Annotated in this window: 15 protein-coding genes; 7 read left to right on the top strand and 8 right to left on the bottom strand. The window is 63.9% G+C overall.

The window, feature by feature from the left end:
- The first annotated feature begins 73 nt into the window (after window positions 1-73).
- The 5 genes from NEK97_RS12390 to NEK97_RS12370 are packed head-to-tail and all read left to right on the top strand — an operon-like array spanning window position 74 to window position 4,432.
- On the top strand, window positions 74-1,360 hold the full coding sequence (locus tag NEK97_RS12390) for an alpha-hydroxy acid oxidase (protein WP_257370211.1): 1,287 nt from the start codon (window positions 74-76) through the stop codon (window positions 1,358-1,360).
- Window positions 1,361-1,370: 10 nt separating this feature from the next.
- Window positions 1,371-2,312 carry an ABC transporter substrate-binding protein gene (locus NEK97_RS12385; protein WP_257370210.1) on the top strand — a complete coding sequence of 314 codons (942 nt, stop codon included), beginning with the start codon at window positions 1,371-1,373 and terminating at the stop codon, window positions 2,310-2,312.
- Between the two features lie 26 nt (window positions 2,313-2,338).
- Window positions 2,339-3,259 carry an amino acid ABC transporter permease gene (locus tag NEK97_RS12380; protein WP_257370209.1) on the top strand — a complete coding sequence of 307 codons (921 nt, stop codon included), beginning with the start codon at window positions 2,339-2,341 and terminating at the stop codon, window positions 3,257-3,259.
- On the top strand, window positions 3,259-4,023 hold the full coding sequence (locus tag NEK97_RS12375; RefSeq protein ID WP_305082607.1) for an amino acid ABC transporter ATP-binding protein: 765 nt from the start codon (window positions 3,259-3,261) through the stop codon (window positions 4,021-4,023). Before NEK97_RS12380 ends, NEK97_RS12375 begins: the two co-directional genes overlap by 1 nt.
- Window positions 4,024-4,051: 28 nt before the next feature.
- Window positions 4,052-4,432, top strand: coding sequence for a RidA family protein (locus tag NEK97_RS12370; protein WP_257370208.1), 381 nt, complete (start codon window positions 4,052-4,054; stop codon window positions 4,430-4,432).
- Here the strand turns inward: NEK97_RS12370 and NEK97_RS12365 are convergent, their stop codons facing one another.
- Complete coding sequence (locus NEK97_RS12365) at window positions 4,433-4,789, bottom strand: hypothetical protein (RefSeq protein WP_257370207.1); 357 nt, start codon at window positions 4,787-4,789, stop codon at window positions 4,433-4,435.
- 336 nt (window positions 4,790-5,125) lie between these two features.
- Here NEK97_RS12365 and NEK97_RS12360 point away from each other — a divergent pair, with 336 nt between their 5' ends.
- Complete coding sequence (locus tag NEK97_RS12360; RefSeq protein ID WP_257370206.1) at window positions 5,126-6,244, top strand: hypothetical protein; 1,119 nt, start codon at window positions 5,126-5,128, stop codon at window positions 6,242-6,244.
- On the opposite strand, the gene NEK97_RS12355 is transcribed toward NEK97_RS12360, so the two are convergent.
- Window positions 6,231-7,022 carry a tryptophan-rich sensory protein gene (locus tag NEK97_RS12355; RefSeq protein ID WP_257370205.1) on the bottom strand — a complete coding sequence of 264 codons (792 nt, stop codon included), beginning with the start codon at window positions 7,020-7,022 and terminating at the stop codon, window positions 6,231-6,233. The two genes, NEK97_RS12360 and NEK97_RS12355, sit on opposite strands and share 14 nt — an antisense overlap.
- A gap of 111 nt (window positions 7,023-7,133) precedes the next feature.
- Between NEK97_RS12355 and NEK97_RS12350 the strand changes: the two genes are divergently transcribed.
- A complete protein-coding gene (locus tag NEK97_RS12350) occupies window positions 7,134-7,649 on the top strand; it encodes a MarR family winged helix-turn-helix transcriptional regulator (protein WP_257370204.1) in 516 nt (171 codons plus the stop codon).
- Here NEK97_RS12350 and NEK97_RS12345 read toward each other — a convergent pair.
- The 6 genes from NEK97_RS12345 to idi are packed head-to-tail and all read right to left on the bottom strand — an operon-like array spanning window position 7,644 to window position 13,407.
- On the bottom strand, window positions 7,644-8,873 hold the full coding sequence (locus NEK97_RS12345) for a prenyltransferase (RefSeq protein WP_257370203.1): 1,230 nt from the start codon (window positions 8,871-8,873) through the stop codon (window positions 7,644-7,646). The two genes, NEK97_RS12350 and NEK97_RS12345, sit on opposite strands and share 6 nt — an antisense overlap.
- Window positions 8,870-9,220: a lycopene cyclase domain-containing protein gene (locus NEK97_RS12340; protein ID WP_257370202.1), complete on the bottom strand. Its 351-nt coding sequence runs from the start codon at window positions 9,218-9,220 to the stop codon at window positions 8,870-8,872. The genes NEK97_RS12345 and NEK97_RS12340 overlap by 4 nt, the downstream gene beginning before the upstream one ends.
- Window positions 9,220-10,872 (bottom strand): phytoene desaturase family protein, encoded by a 1,653-nt coding sequence (crtI, locus tag NEK97_RS12335; RefSeq protein ID WP_257370201.1) that lies wholly within the window; start codon window positions 10,870-10,872, stop codon window positions 9,220-9,222. The genes NEK97_RS12340 and crtI overlap by 1 nt, the downstream gene beginning before the upstream one ends.
- Window positions 10,869-11,774: a squalene/phytoene synthase family protein gene (locus NEK97_RS12330; protein WP_257370200.1), complete on the bottom strand. Its 906-nt coding sequence runs from the start codon at window positions 11,772-11,774 to the stop codon at window positions 10,869-10,871. The genes crtI and NEK97_RS12330 overlap by 4 nt, the downstream gene beginning before the upstream one ends.
- Window positions 11,771-12,856, bottom strand: a complete 1,086-nt coding sequence (locus NEK97_RS12325; protein WP_257370199.1) for a polyprenyl synthetase family protein — start codon at window positions 12,854-12,856, stop codon at window positions 11,771-11,773. Before NEK97_RS12325 ends, NEK97_RS12330 begins: the two co-directional genes overlap by 4 nt.
- Window positions 12,853-13,407, bottom strand: a complete 555-nt coding sequence (idi, locus tag NEK97_RS12320; RefSeq protein WP_257370198.1) for an isopentenyl-diphosphate Delta-isomerase — start codon at window positions 13,405-13,407, stop codon at window positions 12,853-12,855. Before idi ends, NEK97_RS12325 begins: the two co-directional genes overlap by 4 nt.
- Between the last annotated feature and the right edge of the window lie 41 nt (window positions 13,408-13,448).

Raw genomic sequence — 13,448 nt, 5'->3', positions numbered from 1 at the left:
ACGGGGGAGATCTGCGTCACTATTGGGAGGGACGCCGGGCAGGTGAGCCCGTCAGGAACACAGAGGACACACCATGAAAATCAAGGACATCAGGGCGCTTGCCTCGGTGCAGGGACCAGCCCGATCCACCGCCGAGCGGCTCTCCCGGAAGTGCTACAGCGTTGAGGACATGCGGAAGCTGGCAGCCAAAAGGCTCCCCAAGAGCATTTTCGAATACATCGAAGGCGGCGGTGAGGATGAGGTCTCGCTGCGCCGGAACCGGTCCTCCTTCGATGACTGGTCATTCCTTCCCAAATGGGGATCAGTGGACAACCTGGACCTCAGAACCACCATCCTTGGCGGCCCGTCGGCGATGCCGGTGACGCTCTCGCCGACGGGCGGAACCCGGCTGTTCCACCCCGAGGGTGAGTCCGCCGTCGCCTGCGCAGCGCTCGCCGCCGGTATCCCCTACGGACTGGCGCACCTGAGCACCACCACCATGGAAGCGGTCAGCGCTGCGGCGCCGGGACTTCGCCGCTGGTTCAACCTGGAACCGACCTCGGACAAAGGGCTCCTGCAGGCTGTTCTGGACCGGGTGTCCAAGGCCGGTTACGAAGCCCTCCTGGTCAACGTCGACTGCAGGGCCATCGGGCACCGCGAGCGCGATTACCGCAACGGGTTCACCGCCCCGCCGTCCATCAAGCCAAAGACGGTGGTTGAGGGGATGTTGCACCCGGCATGGGCCCTGGGATTCCTGGCCAACGACGCGATCGCTTTCCCCAACCTCGATGCCCAAATTCCCGATGGTCCGCTGGCCAGCTCGCCCGATATGTGGCGGACGCTGCTGGCCGGTTCCTACGAACCTACCGACTGGGACGACATCCGGGACCTACGGGAACGCTGGAACGGTCCGATCGTGCTGAAGGGCGTGGTGAACGCGAACGACGCCGCGCTGGCAGCTTCCATGGGTATCGATGCGCTCCAGGTCAGCAACCACGGCGGACGGCAGCTGGACCATATGGCGGCACCCCTTGATGTCTTGCCGGAGATCGTTGCGAAGACCGCCGGTCGGATGGAAATCATCGTCGACGGCGGCATCCGCCGGGGTTCCGACGTGGTCAAGGCGCTGGCCCTCGGCGCGGACGCCTGCTCCATCGGACGCCCCTACCTGTACGGCCTTGCTGCCGCCGGCCAAGCCGGCGTGGAGCACGTGCTGAAAATGTTCACAGCCGAAATGACCCGCACCATGATGCTCCTCGGAGTCTCAACCATCGAAGAACTGCGGGCGGAAGGCCGGGACCTGATCCGGCACCGCAACGAAGCATTCGTCCGCAACCAACCAACCCGTATCCCCGAGGCCCCTTTGGCCTTGCAGAAATGAGGAATCCGACATGAACAATCCAACAGCGGTCCTCCGCGCGAAACCCGTCTTATCGGCCGTCGTCGCCACTGCTGCGCTGATGTTGGCGGTGACGGCGTGCAGCCCAACTGGGAACGCATCGGCGTCGAACCCGTCCGGCGACGCTGCCGCAGCGGGAACCGGCGTCCCCGCGCTGGCAGTCAACCAGGCCGCCGTCGACCTTCTGCCCGAATCCATCAAGGCTTCCAAGGTGCTGCGCGTGGCCATCCCCACCAATGAACCTCCTACGCAGTTCTACCGCGAAGGCACGCAGGAAATGACCGGAACCAACCCGGACGTGGCCCGTCTCATCGGTGAGGCATTGGGTGTCAAAGTGGACATCCAGGTGGCCAACTTCGACTCCATCATTCCCGGCCTCGCAGCCAACCGCTACGACATGACCGTCTCCTCAATGACACCCACGCAAAAGCGCATGGAAGTGCTGGACTTCGTGGACTACATGCAGATCGGCAACGCCATTGCCGTCCCCAAGGGAAACCCCGGCGGCATCAAGGACGAGAACGCGCTCTGCGGCAAGAAGGTGGGGCTCCTGACGGGTTCGTACCAGCTGACGGTGAACGTGCCTTCCTATGACGAGGCCTGCACAGCCGCCGGCAAGGAAACCATCCAAAGGAGTGAATTCCAGGACACCCGGCAAGCCATATCCGCGCTGACAAGTGGTCGGTTGGATACCGTGCTGGCTGACTCGCCCATCCTGAACTTCGCGGCTACCCAAAACCCCGGCATCGAGGTGGCCCGGACGTACGAGTTCGCGCCGGTTGGTGTGGGCGTGCCCAAGCAGTCCGGGTTGGTGAAGTCGGTCTCCGCTGCCCTGGACGCTGTAATCAAGAGTGAGTCCTACACCAAGGTCCTCGCGAAGTACGGTCTTGAGACCAGCGCCATCACCGATGCCCGCGTCAACTTCGCCCAGTAATGCATTCGAGTAGAGAGGTGACGGCTGTGCAGAAGCAACCCTCAGTCCCCGGCACCCGGGAGCCGGCCACAGCGTCCGGTGATTCCATTCCCGTGGTACCGCTGAAGCACCCGGTCCGGCTGGTCCTTGCAGTGGTGCTCATCCTGGTAGCACTCAGTGCCGCGTGGGACGTGGCGGTGAACCAGCGCTACCACTGGGATGTTGTGGTGTCCTACCTGTTCGCACCGCAGATCCTGGCCGGCGCGGGTTTGACGCTGGTTTTGACCGTGGTTTCCATGACTGTGGGCATCGCGCTGGGCACACTGCTGGCGATCATGCGGCTCTCCGACAATCCGATCCTCAGCACCATCAGCCGCGCGTACATCTGGTTCTTCCGGGGAACGCCGCTCCTGGTCCAGCTGATCTTTTGGTACAACATTGCTGCGCTCTACCCTGTGATCGCGTTCGGACTGCCCTTTGGTGGACCGTCCGTGGTGCTGGGATCAGCGAATGTGTTGATCTCCCCGCTGGGTGCAGCGCTCCTGGGCTTGTCGCTGAACGAGGCCGCGTACATGGCCGAGATCATCCGTGGTGGCATCGGTTCGGTAGACAAGGGCCAGTACGACGCTGCCCGGGCCCTGGGAATGAGCGGTGGCAAGCTCATGAACCGGGTGATCCTGCCCCAGGCGATGCGCGTGGTTTTGCCGCCCACCGGCAACCAGGTCATTTCGATGCTGAAAGGCACGTCCCTGGTGAGCGTCCTCGCGATCTCGGATCTGCTCTACTCGGCGCAGATCATCTATGCGAACAACTACCAGACCATTCCACTGCTGATTGTGGCCAGCCTCTGGTACCTGCTCATGACCACCGTCCTGAGCTTCTTCCAAAACAAACTCGAACGCCGGTACGGCCGCGGTTTTGACTCAGCGCCGCGACGGACCCGCAAGCCCAAGACAAGGACAGCATGATGACTACTGCCATGGTGGAAGCCCGGGGAGTCCGGAAGAACTTCGGCGTTATCGAAATCCTCAAAGGCATCGACCTCAGGGTTGAGAAGGGTTCCGTGACCTGCCTGATCGGCCCGTCCGGTTCCGGCAAAACCACCTTCCTGCGCTGCATCAACCACTTGGAAAAGGTGGACGCTGGCCGGCTTTACGTGGACGAGCACCTGGTGGGCTATGCCGAACGCAACGGGAAGCTCTATGAAATGAAGGAACGCCAAACAGCACGCTCGCGGCTCAACGCAGGCATGGTGTTCCAACGCTTCAACCTTTTCCCGCACATGACAGTGCTGGAGAACATCATCGAGGCGCCCGTGCATGTGCTCGGCCGGCCCCGGCGTGAGGTGGTGGTGGAAGCGCAGGCACTCCTGGACCGGGTGGGCCTGGGCAACCGCGGACACTCCTACCCCCAGGAGCTCTCGGGCGGGCAGCAGCAGCGCATCGCGATTGCACGGGCGCTGGCCATGAAGCCCAAGCTGATGCTGTTCGATGAGCCCACGTCGGCGTTGGACCCCGAATTGGTGGGTGAAGTCCTGGACGTCATGAAATCCCTCGCAGAAGCGGGGATGACCATGGTGGTGGTGACGCACGAGCTCGGCTTTGCCCGGCAGGTCGCTGACCAGGTGGTGTTCATGGACGGCGGCGTGGTGGTCGAAAGCGGCCCTCCGGAGGACGTCCTGGACAACCCGCAGCAGGAGCGCACAAAAGCTTTCCTCTCCAAGGTCCTCTAGCAATTTCCATCGCAACGAAAGGCATTACATGTCCCGCCAGCAAGTCGTCACCAGCCTCGCCCCCAGCCCGGCCGGTCCCTATTCCCAGGCCATCGTGGCCAACGGGTTCCTCTTCACCGCAGGCCAGACGCCCCACCATCCCGTGACCGATGAACGGGTTGGCATCACCATCGAGGAACAGACCATCCAGGCCATGACCAACCTCGGTGAAGTCCTGGGCGCGCACGGACTGGATTTCTCTCACGTGGTCAAAGCCACCGTCCACCTGCACCACCCCGGGCGCGACTTCGACGGCTTCAACAGCATCTACGAAAAATATGTTGTAGCCCCGTACCCCGCACGAACCACCGTGGGATCGTTCCTGGGCGACTTCCTGGTGGAGATCGATGTGGTTGCGGCTCTCCCGTAGTCAGTTGCTGCTGGCGCTTTCCTGCCCGGATTTTGCCAGTAAACGACGCCGTTCCAACTCGCAGTTGATCAGCTCCAGCAGCGCTTGGGCCGGCTCTGACAGATGGTGGGTGTCCGGGGAGCCCAGCTGATCGCAGTGCAAGAGGACGTGGCGGATCCGTTCCAATTCCCGTGATGGCACCAAAGGCCAGCGGTGGAACAGCTGCCGGACGGCTATCGCTCCAAGCAGGGCGTCGGGTTTGTTGGCCGCGCCGTGCGTGCCATGGTTCGCGGCTGCTCTTCGTCGAGCAACGCTGGCCGCGGAAGGAGGGACACCGTGGGCCATGAGGATCTCGGCCTTCAGCGGATTGGGGGCCATGGGGACCTCCCTGTGTAGAGCAAGGTAAGCCGTCTGCGTGACTTGGAATTCAGCTTACAGAATGTGAGTTATGTCATGTCAATCGATTCGCGAGTAAACCGCCGTCGTGATTAGTAGTCTCGACCCAAAGCGCAAAGGCGCCGTACACCCGCGCGGGTGTGGGGCGCCTTTGCGTCTCCTGTATCCAGGGGTATAGTCGGCCCATGCTCTCCCTGCGTCGATTTACCTGCCCCCGACCGGCCTCCGGTCGCGAGGGCTGTTTGGCGCGCGCCTAGGTCCTGGCACGGAGTGAGTCGGGGGAGGAAACCCACTCATTCCGACCCTTAAGGACCAGCCATGCCCTCTTATCCCAGCCCCGACGAGCTTCACGACGCCCTGACAGTCCGTGACCTGTCCAACCCGGACCACGGTCCCCACGCAATGCAAACACTCCTTCGCGACGTGATGGACGCCCTCCATGCACTGTGGGGAGTGCCCGAACGGACGGTCCGGCACAGTCCTCTGGTGAGTGTCGCTGACAACTACGACCGCCTGGGTTTCAGCGAAATGGACGTCACCCGCGACCAAAAGTACTCCCGCTACGTCAGTCCTACAGTCATGCTGCGCAGCCACACCTCGGCTTCCATCCCGTCACTGTTGCGGAACGTGGTCCCTGGGGAGTCAATGGACGAACTGTGGGCTCTCCCGGGCCTGGTCTACCGACGTGATTCCATCGACCGGACGCACGTGGGGACGCCCCATCAGGTGGACTTGTGGCGGATCAGCTCACGGATATCGCTCGACGCAGGTCATTTGCAGGAAATGATCGGCGTCCTGGTGGCTGCCGTATTGCCTGGTGCTGAGTGGCGGGCGGTGCCTTCAGCACACCCCTATACGCAGGAGGGCTTGCAGATCGATGTCCTCATGGATGGCGAGTGGCTGGAGCTCGCGGAGTGTGGGCTCGTGGCTCCGCACCTGCTGGTGGACGCCGGACTGGACCCCGGGAAGTGGTCGGGCTTGGCGTTGGGGATGGGGCTGGATCGCGCATTGATGCTTCGCAAGGGAATCCCCGACATCAGGTTGCTGCGGTCCTCGGACGCCCGGATCCAGCAACAGATGACCAACCTCGATCCTTGGAAGCCGGTGTCCCAGATGCCACCCATCAGCCGGGACCTCTCGCTTGTGGTTGCAGCAGATATGGATGCTGAATTGCTCGGCGACAAGGTGCGGATGGCACTGGGCGACCGCGCTGAGGACTTGGAAAGCGTGGAGCTGCTCGCCCTCACGCCGGGCGAGTCCCTTCCTCCGGCTGCCCGGCAGCGCCTCCGCATTCTGGCCGGCCAGTCGAACGCCTTGGTTCGTGTGGTGATGCGTCCACTAGCGGAAACCATGACGGACCCCCAGGCCAACAAGGTCCGGGATGACATCTACCTGGCCCTGCACGAAGGCCCGGTGAAGGAGCTCATCGCGGGATAGTCACCAGCCGGACCCGCACCGTGATCGCAGCACCGAGCACCAGGGCAGCAGCAACGGCTGCGGCAATCGCCGTCGGGAAGGACTCGGGTGCGTTGGAGCTGCGGCCGACCGTGATCCAAGCGAGGCCCCATGCGATGGCTGCCGCCAGGGCGAGGCGTCCGCGTCCCTTGATGGCCAACGCGATTCCGACGACGGCCACCACGGCCAGCACCGTGACGGACCAGATCTCGGGTCGCAGCCCCCAGCCCGCAAAGCCTGAGGCCTTGAGGGCCGCGGCGATGTTGGCGCAGACGGCCACGCTGGTCCAGCCCAGGTAGAGCCCCAGCGTTCCATCCACCACCACAGACTCAACCCATGAGCCGGCACGGGTTTGGCTGTAGCGCAGGAACGCCAGTACCAGGGTGGCCAGAAGGGCCAGGATCACCAGAACGCTGACCAGGAGCCAACCGGCCTGAACGGACAGGATCCACGCAGCGTTCAGGACCATGGAGGCGGCGACGATCCAACCAAGCGATCGCTGCCGCTCAGTTGAACGTTGGGAGGGCAGCCACTGCCACACGGTGAAAGCAACCAGCCCGGCGTACACCACGGACCAGATGGAGAAGGCCGGTGTCGCTGGAGCGAGGAGAGTGGAGTCGGCGGCCAAGGCACCGCCGGCGGCCTGCGCGATGGGGGTCCCGCCAAAAACTCCAACGCCGATCATTGACCCCACAATGCATATCACCAGGCTCGCGGTAACGGTCGTCTGCCGGGCCAGGTCTGAGCTTCGAGATGCCATGTTTCGAGCCTCTTTCCTTGGGAAATGTGCGGAGTCCTGCATTCGCGGGTCGGGTGACTTAGTATCAAAATGCTAGTGAAACAAGCTTTACGTTTATCAAAGGAACATCGGATGGACTCGGAAGGCCACGCACACGGCTACTGGTACGGGAAAGACCCGGGGCAGAAGGCCATTGCCGTTGACGTCCTGAACGCGCTGCGGGACTACCGTGCCTCCGAACAAGCGATGCGGCGACGGACCCGTTCGTCCATGGGGATGGGTGAGAAGGACCTGCTGGCCCTCCGGTATTTGTTCGAAGCCGAGGCTGCAGGCAAGTTGATGAAGCCCAAGGACCTTGGCGACAAACTCGGCATAACGTCCGCTTCCATGACCACGCTGATCGACCGTCTGGTGGAGTCCGGCCATATCCGCCGTGAGCCGCACCCCACCGACCGTCGGGCATTGATTTTGAAGGCAACCACCGGTTCAGACCAGGAAGTCCGGCATACCTTGGGCGGAATGCATCGTCGTATGCTCGACGCGGCATGCGCATTGAGCCCGGAAGAGTCGCAGATCGTGGTGAACTTTTTGCAGCACATGCGCGAAGCGCTGGACGCCATCGATGAAGAGGAACCGCCCCACTCATGAGGTGAGGCTCCACTGCAGAATGAAGATGAGCGTCACCAGGAATCCTGAACCGTAGTTGAGCCAGATGAACCGGCGCCACGCAACGTTGGTGCGTGCCGCCGTCGTATCCGTGACGTTCCAGTACGGGGCGCAGTTGATGATGTACGGGACGGCGATGATCGCCGCCAGCGGGCCGGGCCACGGCGTGGCCAGCATAGCGAGCCCGGCAACAAGCCACAGTACGACGGCGAGCCGCACCGTTCGGCGCGCACCGATGACTGTTGCTATGGAGCCGATGCCTGCCTGCCGGTCGGGCTCGATGTCCTGGACGGCGCCGAACGCGTGGGCGGCCATGCCCCATAGGAAGAACGCGGCCAGCAGGATCAGCAGCCCGGGCGTCACGTTTGCGCCGGCCAGCGCCAAACCCACGACGGCGGGACTGACGAAGTGCGTGCTGGAGGTCAGTGAGTCCAAGACAGGGCGTTCTTTGAAGCGGAGTCCGGCCACGGAATAGGCCACGACGGCGAAGGCGCTCACCGCCAGGCTGATCCACGCTGCAGGCCCTCCGGCGAAGGCCAGGATCAGCAGGAATGGCACGTTGGTGATCGCCGCCAGCCACAGCATGGGCCGGTGCAGGTGGGGCTGCAGGAGCGCGCCTTCTATCCCGCCTTTTCGCGGGTTTTTGAGGTCCGATTCGTAGTCGAAGACGTCGTTGATGCCGTACATGGCCAGGTTGTAGGGGATCAGGAAGTAGAAGGTGCCCACGATCAGGACCCAGTCGATCTCGCGGGTTGTCAGGAGCATGGCGGCTGCGAAAGGGTAGGCGGTGTTGATCCAGCTGACCGGTCGGGAGGCGAGCAGCGCTTGTGGGACGAGGCCTTTGAGGTTGGGTTGTGGGGCGCGGCTGCGACGACGCGTCAGCCACACCCACAAGCCGGGGAGTGCCACGACGCCGGCCAACGGGTAGGCGAAGTCCTCAATCGGGGCGAGGCCCACCCTGAGCCCCAAAATGTGCGCGGGATCGTAGTGGAAGAGTTCCAGGCCGATCATGACTGAGTCGAATACTGCCGTCAGCACGGCCAGCGCAGCAAAAGCGAGGCCCACGGCTTTCCAATGCCGTCCTCGCTCGCCGGGCCCGCCACCCTTCCCGGCGAACGCTGCCCGTGCGAAGGCTGCCCGGGTGAACGCTGCTCCGGCGATGACGGCGGCGGCGATGAAGAGGAGCGCGAGCACTAAGTAGGTCACGCGTTCTCCTTCTCCCTCTCGCGCTGCCGGGCGGGGATCCGCTCCAGCATGCGCCTGGCTCCGGTGTAGAGGACCATCGTGCAGAGCACCAGGAAGAGGAGGAACACCGGCTCCTCTATGGGCAACTCGGGAGCGATCAGCAGGCCAGTGGCTATGGTGCCTTCACCGCGCAGGAAAATCCCCAGCCCGATGCCGGCCAGGTCCCAGGCGAGCAGGAACAAAACCCCGACGGCGGTCACTACGGCCGCCGCTGTGGCGTCCCGCCAAAAGAACAGCCGGAAACGGTGGTCGAGCAGGAGCATGCACCCGATGCCAAACAGTAACGAGCCTAAATAGAGGACACCCATCAGCCAATCCTGCTAGCTACTGGTCTCACAGCGGTAGGGCCCGGGCTATGGTCTCCGCGGATCCGCTTCAGCACCAGCTCGGCACTGATGAGGCACATGGGGACACCTACGCCCGGAGCAGTGGTGGCCCCCGCGTAATACAGGCCGCGGACCCGCTTGGAGGCATTCTGGGCCCGGAACATGGCGCTCTGGCGAAGCGTGTGGGCCGGTCCGAGCATGCCGCCGCGCCAGGAGTTGTAGTCGCGGGCGAAGTCGGCCGGACCGATGGTGTGCCGTACGACGATCCGTTCACGGAGGTCGGGGATGTCGGCCCACTGGGCGATCTGGTCGATCGCTGCGTCCGCGGCCCGTTCTATCAGCGCATCCCCCGTGCCTTCCGGCCCCCCTGCCCCGAGCGTGGGATCGGCGGGGACGGGAACCAGGACAAACAGGTTCTCATGGCCTTGCGGGGCCACTCCAGGATCGGTGGCGCTGGGTTTGCAGACGTAGATCGACGCCGGATCCGGAATGCGGGTGTCCGCACCGAAGATCGAGGCGAAGTTTGCCTCCCAATCCCGGGTGAAGAACAAGGAGTGGTGCGGCATCTGTGGCAACGTACCTTTGACACCCAGCATCACCAGGACGGCGCCCGGCCCGCTGGTGCGGCTTTGCCAATACTTGCTGTCGTAGCTTCGGTCCCGGACGCCAAGGAGTTGGGTTTCGGTGTGGTGCAGGTCGGCACCGGAAACAACCTGGTCGGCAACGCTGTAGTGCTCGGCTCCTGAGGCGTCGCGCCATTTCACGCCGGTCACTTCCCGGCTGTCCTTGCCGGTAAAGGGGGCCGGGAGCTTCACTCCGTCGAAGCGGCCCACCTTCTTGGTCCGGGTTGCTTCCCGCGTAGTGATCTTGAGTGCTTCGGCACCCGTATGGATCCGGACCCCGGCCTCGGTGGCCAAGGCTTCAAGGCGCTCCACCAGCTCCCGGAACCCGCCCATGGGGTATTGCACTCCGTCGCCAAGGTCCAGGGCGCTCATCAAGTGGTACATGGCGGGAGCGGCCGAAGGGCTGGTGCCTAGGAACACGGCAGGATAGCCCAGCACCTGCCGCAACACCGGGTGCTGGAACCGTTGGGAAACGTACTTGTCCAACGGCGTCAGGAGGAGCTGCGCCAGCCGGGGAAGGTTCCGGACGACCTCCGGGTGCAGCAACTCTGAGAGCTTGGTGAAGGGGTTGTACAGGAAAAAGCGTTCGGCCATGTCCGTGGTGTGCCGCGCCGAGTCAAGGTAGGCCGACAACTCCCTGGCACTTCCGGGCTCCACCCTTTCGAAAGTGTCCAGAACCTGTTCGCTGCCCAAGGGGACCGTGAGCGGTTCCGGCGTTACGCCGTCGTGGCCTGGTTCGCTGAAGACGCGGTACGCGGGGCTGAGCGTGCGCAGGTCGAGCTGTTCGGCGGCGCTGGTGCCCAGAAGCTTGAAGAAATGATCGAACACGCCGGGCATGAGGTACCAGGAGGGGCCGGTGTCGAAGCGGAATCCGTCCCGTTCCAGGCTTCCTGCCCGGCCACCTACGTGATCTTGCTGCTCAAGGAGCTGGACCTCGTGTCCCTCGTGGGCGAGAAGTGCGGCGGTGGCAAGCCCAGCGATGCCACCGCCGATAACTACCGTGCGGGTCATCGGCGAAGCTCCATCCAGGTTGAGGCGATCGCACGGGCAGCGAGCCCGGCTTTGACGGTGTCCGGCACACGCACCCGTGAACGGTACAGCTCGTCCACTGTTGTCTGCTCGATCCTGTCAGTCAGGGCCGCAAACAGGGCCAGTGCGCTGCGGACAGCGGCCCGGGCGTCCCGTGGCAAAAGGGGAATGGCCGCGTTGGCGTCGGAGAGTTGGCCGCGGATGGTCCGGACCCATTCCATCCGGTCACGGTCCTCGAGATGCTCGGCAGTACCCAGATAGCTGCGGCCAAGACGTTCGGTGTCGTCGGCCAGGTCGCGGAGGAAGTTGATGTTCTGGAACGCAGCCCCCAACTGGCTGGCGCCATGGCGCAGGGCTGAGCGGCCGTCGTCGTCGATGTCCTGCCCGCGCATGAACACCTGCAGGCACATCAAACCCACAACCTCAGCGGAACCGTGGACGTAACCCTGGTGGGCGTCGGCGTCGAACCGCAACGGCACAGCAGGGGCGGCGGCGTGGCCGCCGAGGTCCGTGCGCATGGAGTCGAAGAAGGGGTTGATCAGGGTCGCGTCAATCCCGGCCGCGCGAGCTGTTTGGGCGAACGCGTGGATGATGAGGTCGCTGCTGTAACCGATCTTGATGGCGCGGTGGGTTTCATCGATGAAATGGTCCAGCGCGTCATTCTGCTCCTGGTAACTGAGTCCCGCCTCCGCGGTAACCCCGTCCACCAGCTCATCGGCGACCCGCACCAGGGCATAGATATTGCGGACATGTTGGCGGTGCCGGGAGCCCAGCAACCTGCAGGCGAGGCCAAAGGAAGTGGAGTAGGCGGCGATGACCTGGTTCGCGGCGCGTTCGGCGGTCCGTGTGAACTGGGTAAAGGAAGTGTCCATGGCGACGCTCATGATTGCCGTCCTTCCAGTTGGCCTGCAAGATCCAACAGAACGTCGCGGGCGCCCGGCGGAACCTGGGATTCGGGACTGCTCAGCAGGTGGTTGAAGGACCGCATTTGCTCGCTGATCAGGGATTGGACGAATTGCTCAGCTCCGCAGTCGGTCAGCTGCCTGCGGACATGGTGGGCGTCCGCGCCACTGAGCTCGGGGAGCCCGAAGAAGGGTTCGATGTCCGCCCAGCTGCTGGTGCTGCGGGCGTGGGCGATGATGGCCGTTTGCTTGCCCTCCCGCAGATCCGAAAAAGGATCCTTGCCGTGGCGGCGCGGATCCCCGAAAGTGGACAGGAGGTCGTCCTGCAGCTGGAAGGCGAGTCCCAGGTGCTTGCCTGCCGTGGCGAGCGCAGTTTCCACGCCGAAGTCCGCCCCGGCCAGCGCCGCGGCGGCACGCAACGGCAGCTCGAAGGTGTAGGTGGCCGTCTTGTAGCCGCACATCACCAGGATGGTTTCAAGCTCCGGGGCCACGATGCCATCTCCCAGGCCCACATCAAGCTGCTCGCCTGCCACGGTCTCGTTGATGGTGTGTTCCAGCAGATCCAGCAGGCGAAGGCGCAGTTCGTGCTGCAGCTCGGCGCGGGCGAAGGCCTGGTGGGTGGCTGAGAGCAGCATGTCTCCCATGAGGATGCCACCGGTCTGGGCCCAGTGGAGGGCGCCATCGGGCCTGGGAAGCTCTCCCGCTTCGGCCAGGAGGGATCCGATCAGGTTGGGATGCCCGCGCCGGACCAGGTCGCCGTCGATCACGTCGTCGTGCAACAGGAACGCGTAGTGGAGGAGTTCGATGGCGGCAGCGATGCTGATGGCGGTTTCGCGCTGCCGCGGGTTCCCTTGTTGGAGGGCGTCATAGGTTTCCATGAGGAGGAGCGGCCTGACGAACTTGCCGCCCAGGACGTTCGCACCTGCCAGCGTCCAAAGGTGGGCGAAGTCCGGACCGTAGGCTGTGGCGGCACTGGTCCGCTTGCCGATCAGGCCGGAAAGCTCATTCTCGATGGCGGTGCAGAGATCTGTTCGGCTGCGCACGGTTCCTGAGGTGATGGTCATGCCCCGGCACCTGCTGCGAGAGGGAGGGTCCGGGCCTCGAGAAGCTGCGGGAACTGCATGCCGAGCCAGGGGCTGAAGGCCGCGGGCGTGTGTTCCAGGGCTTCGCTGAGCAAGTCGGGCGATATCCAGGCCCAGTCGGCCACTTCGGCGGGATTGGGTTGGAGGGTGCCGCTGATCCGGGCGGTGTACACGGGGCAGATCTCGTTTTCCACGATCCCTGTAGGGTCGACCGCCCGATAGCGGAAGTGGGGGAGGGCGGGTTCGATCCGGTTGGCGTCCACGCCGAGTTCGAAGCGTGCGCGCCGCATGATGGCCTCCTCGAAGTCTTCGCCCGGTCCCGGGTGGCCGCAGAAACTGTTGGTCCACACGCTTGGCCAGGTCTTCTTCTCGGGCGAGCGCCGGGTGAGGAGGACTTCGCCTGCCTCGTTAAGCAAGTAGCAGGAGAACGCCAGGTGCAGGGGAGTGTCCTGGGTGTGCACTGAGGCTTTGGGGGCCTCTCCGATGGGGTTGCCGGCATCGTCAAGGAGGACGACCATCTCTGTCGCGTTCACTTCTCGCCTTCCCTCGGAACAACTCAACGAACAACATTGCT

This window comes from Paenarthrobacter sp. UW852, assembly GCF_024608385.1.
GTDB lineage: Bacteria > Actinomycetota > Actinomycetes > Actinomycetales > Micrococcaceae > Arthrobacter.
The sequence above is the reverse complement of the archived record's forward strand: the minus strand, read 5'-3'. Positions and strand labels throughout refer to the sequence as shown.

What these genes read in the sequence shown, in the direction of transcription:
- NEK97_RS12390 (WP_257370211.1), top strand. Translation starts at nt 74, where the DNA reads ATGAAAATCAAGGACATCAGGGCGCTTGCCTCGGTGCAGGGACCAGCC.
- NEK97_RS12385 (WP_257370210.1), top strand. Translation starts at nt 1,371, where the DNA reads ATGAACAATCCAACAGCGGTCCTCCGCGCGAAACCCGTCTTATCGGCC.
- NEK97_RS12375 (WP_305082607.1), top strand. Translation starts at nt 3,259, where the DNA reads ATGACTACTGCCATGGTGGAAGCCCGGGGAGTCCGGAAGAACTTCGGC.
- NEK97_RS12370 (WP_257370208.1), top strand. Translation starts at nt 4,052, where the DNA reads ATGTCCCGCCAGCAAGTCGTCACCAGCCTCGCCCCCAGCCCGGCCGGT.
- NEK97_RS12365 (WP_257370207.1), bottom strand. Translation starts at nt 4,789, where the DNA reads ATGGCCCCCAATCCGCTGAAGGCCGAGATCCTCATGGCCCACGGTGTC.
- NEK97_RS12360 (WP_257370206.1), top strand. Translation starts at nt 5,126, where the DNA reads ATGCCCTCTTATCCCAGCCCCGACGAGCTTCACGACGCCCTGACAGTC.
- NEK97_RS12355 (WP_257370205.1), bottom strand. Translation starts at nt 7,022, where the DNA reads ATGGCATCTCGAAGCTCAGACCTGGCCCGGCAGACGACCGTTACCGCG.
- NEK97_RS12350 (WP_257370204.1), top strand. Translation starts at nt 7,134, where the DNA reads ATGGACTCGGAAGGCCACGCACACGGCTACTGGTACGGGAAAGACCCG.
- NEK97_RS12340 (WP_257370202.1), bottom strand. Translation starts at nt 9,220, where the DNA reads ATGGGTGTCCTCTATTTAGGCTCGTTACTGTTTGGCATCGGGTGCATG.
- crtI (WP_257370201.1), bottom strand. Translation starts at nt 10,872, where the DNA reads ATGACCCGCACGGTAGTTATCGGCGGTGGCATCGCTGGGCTTGCCACC.
- NEK97_RS12330 (WP_257370200.1), bottom strand. Translation starts at nt 11,774, where the DNA reads ATGAGCGTCGCCATGGACACTTCCTTTACCCAGTTCACACGGACCGCC.
- NEK97_RS12325 (WP_257370199.1), bottom strand. Translation starts at nt 12,856, where the DNA reads ATGACCATCACCTCAGGAACCGTGCGCAGCCGAACAGATCTCTGCACC.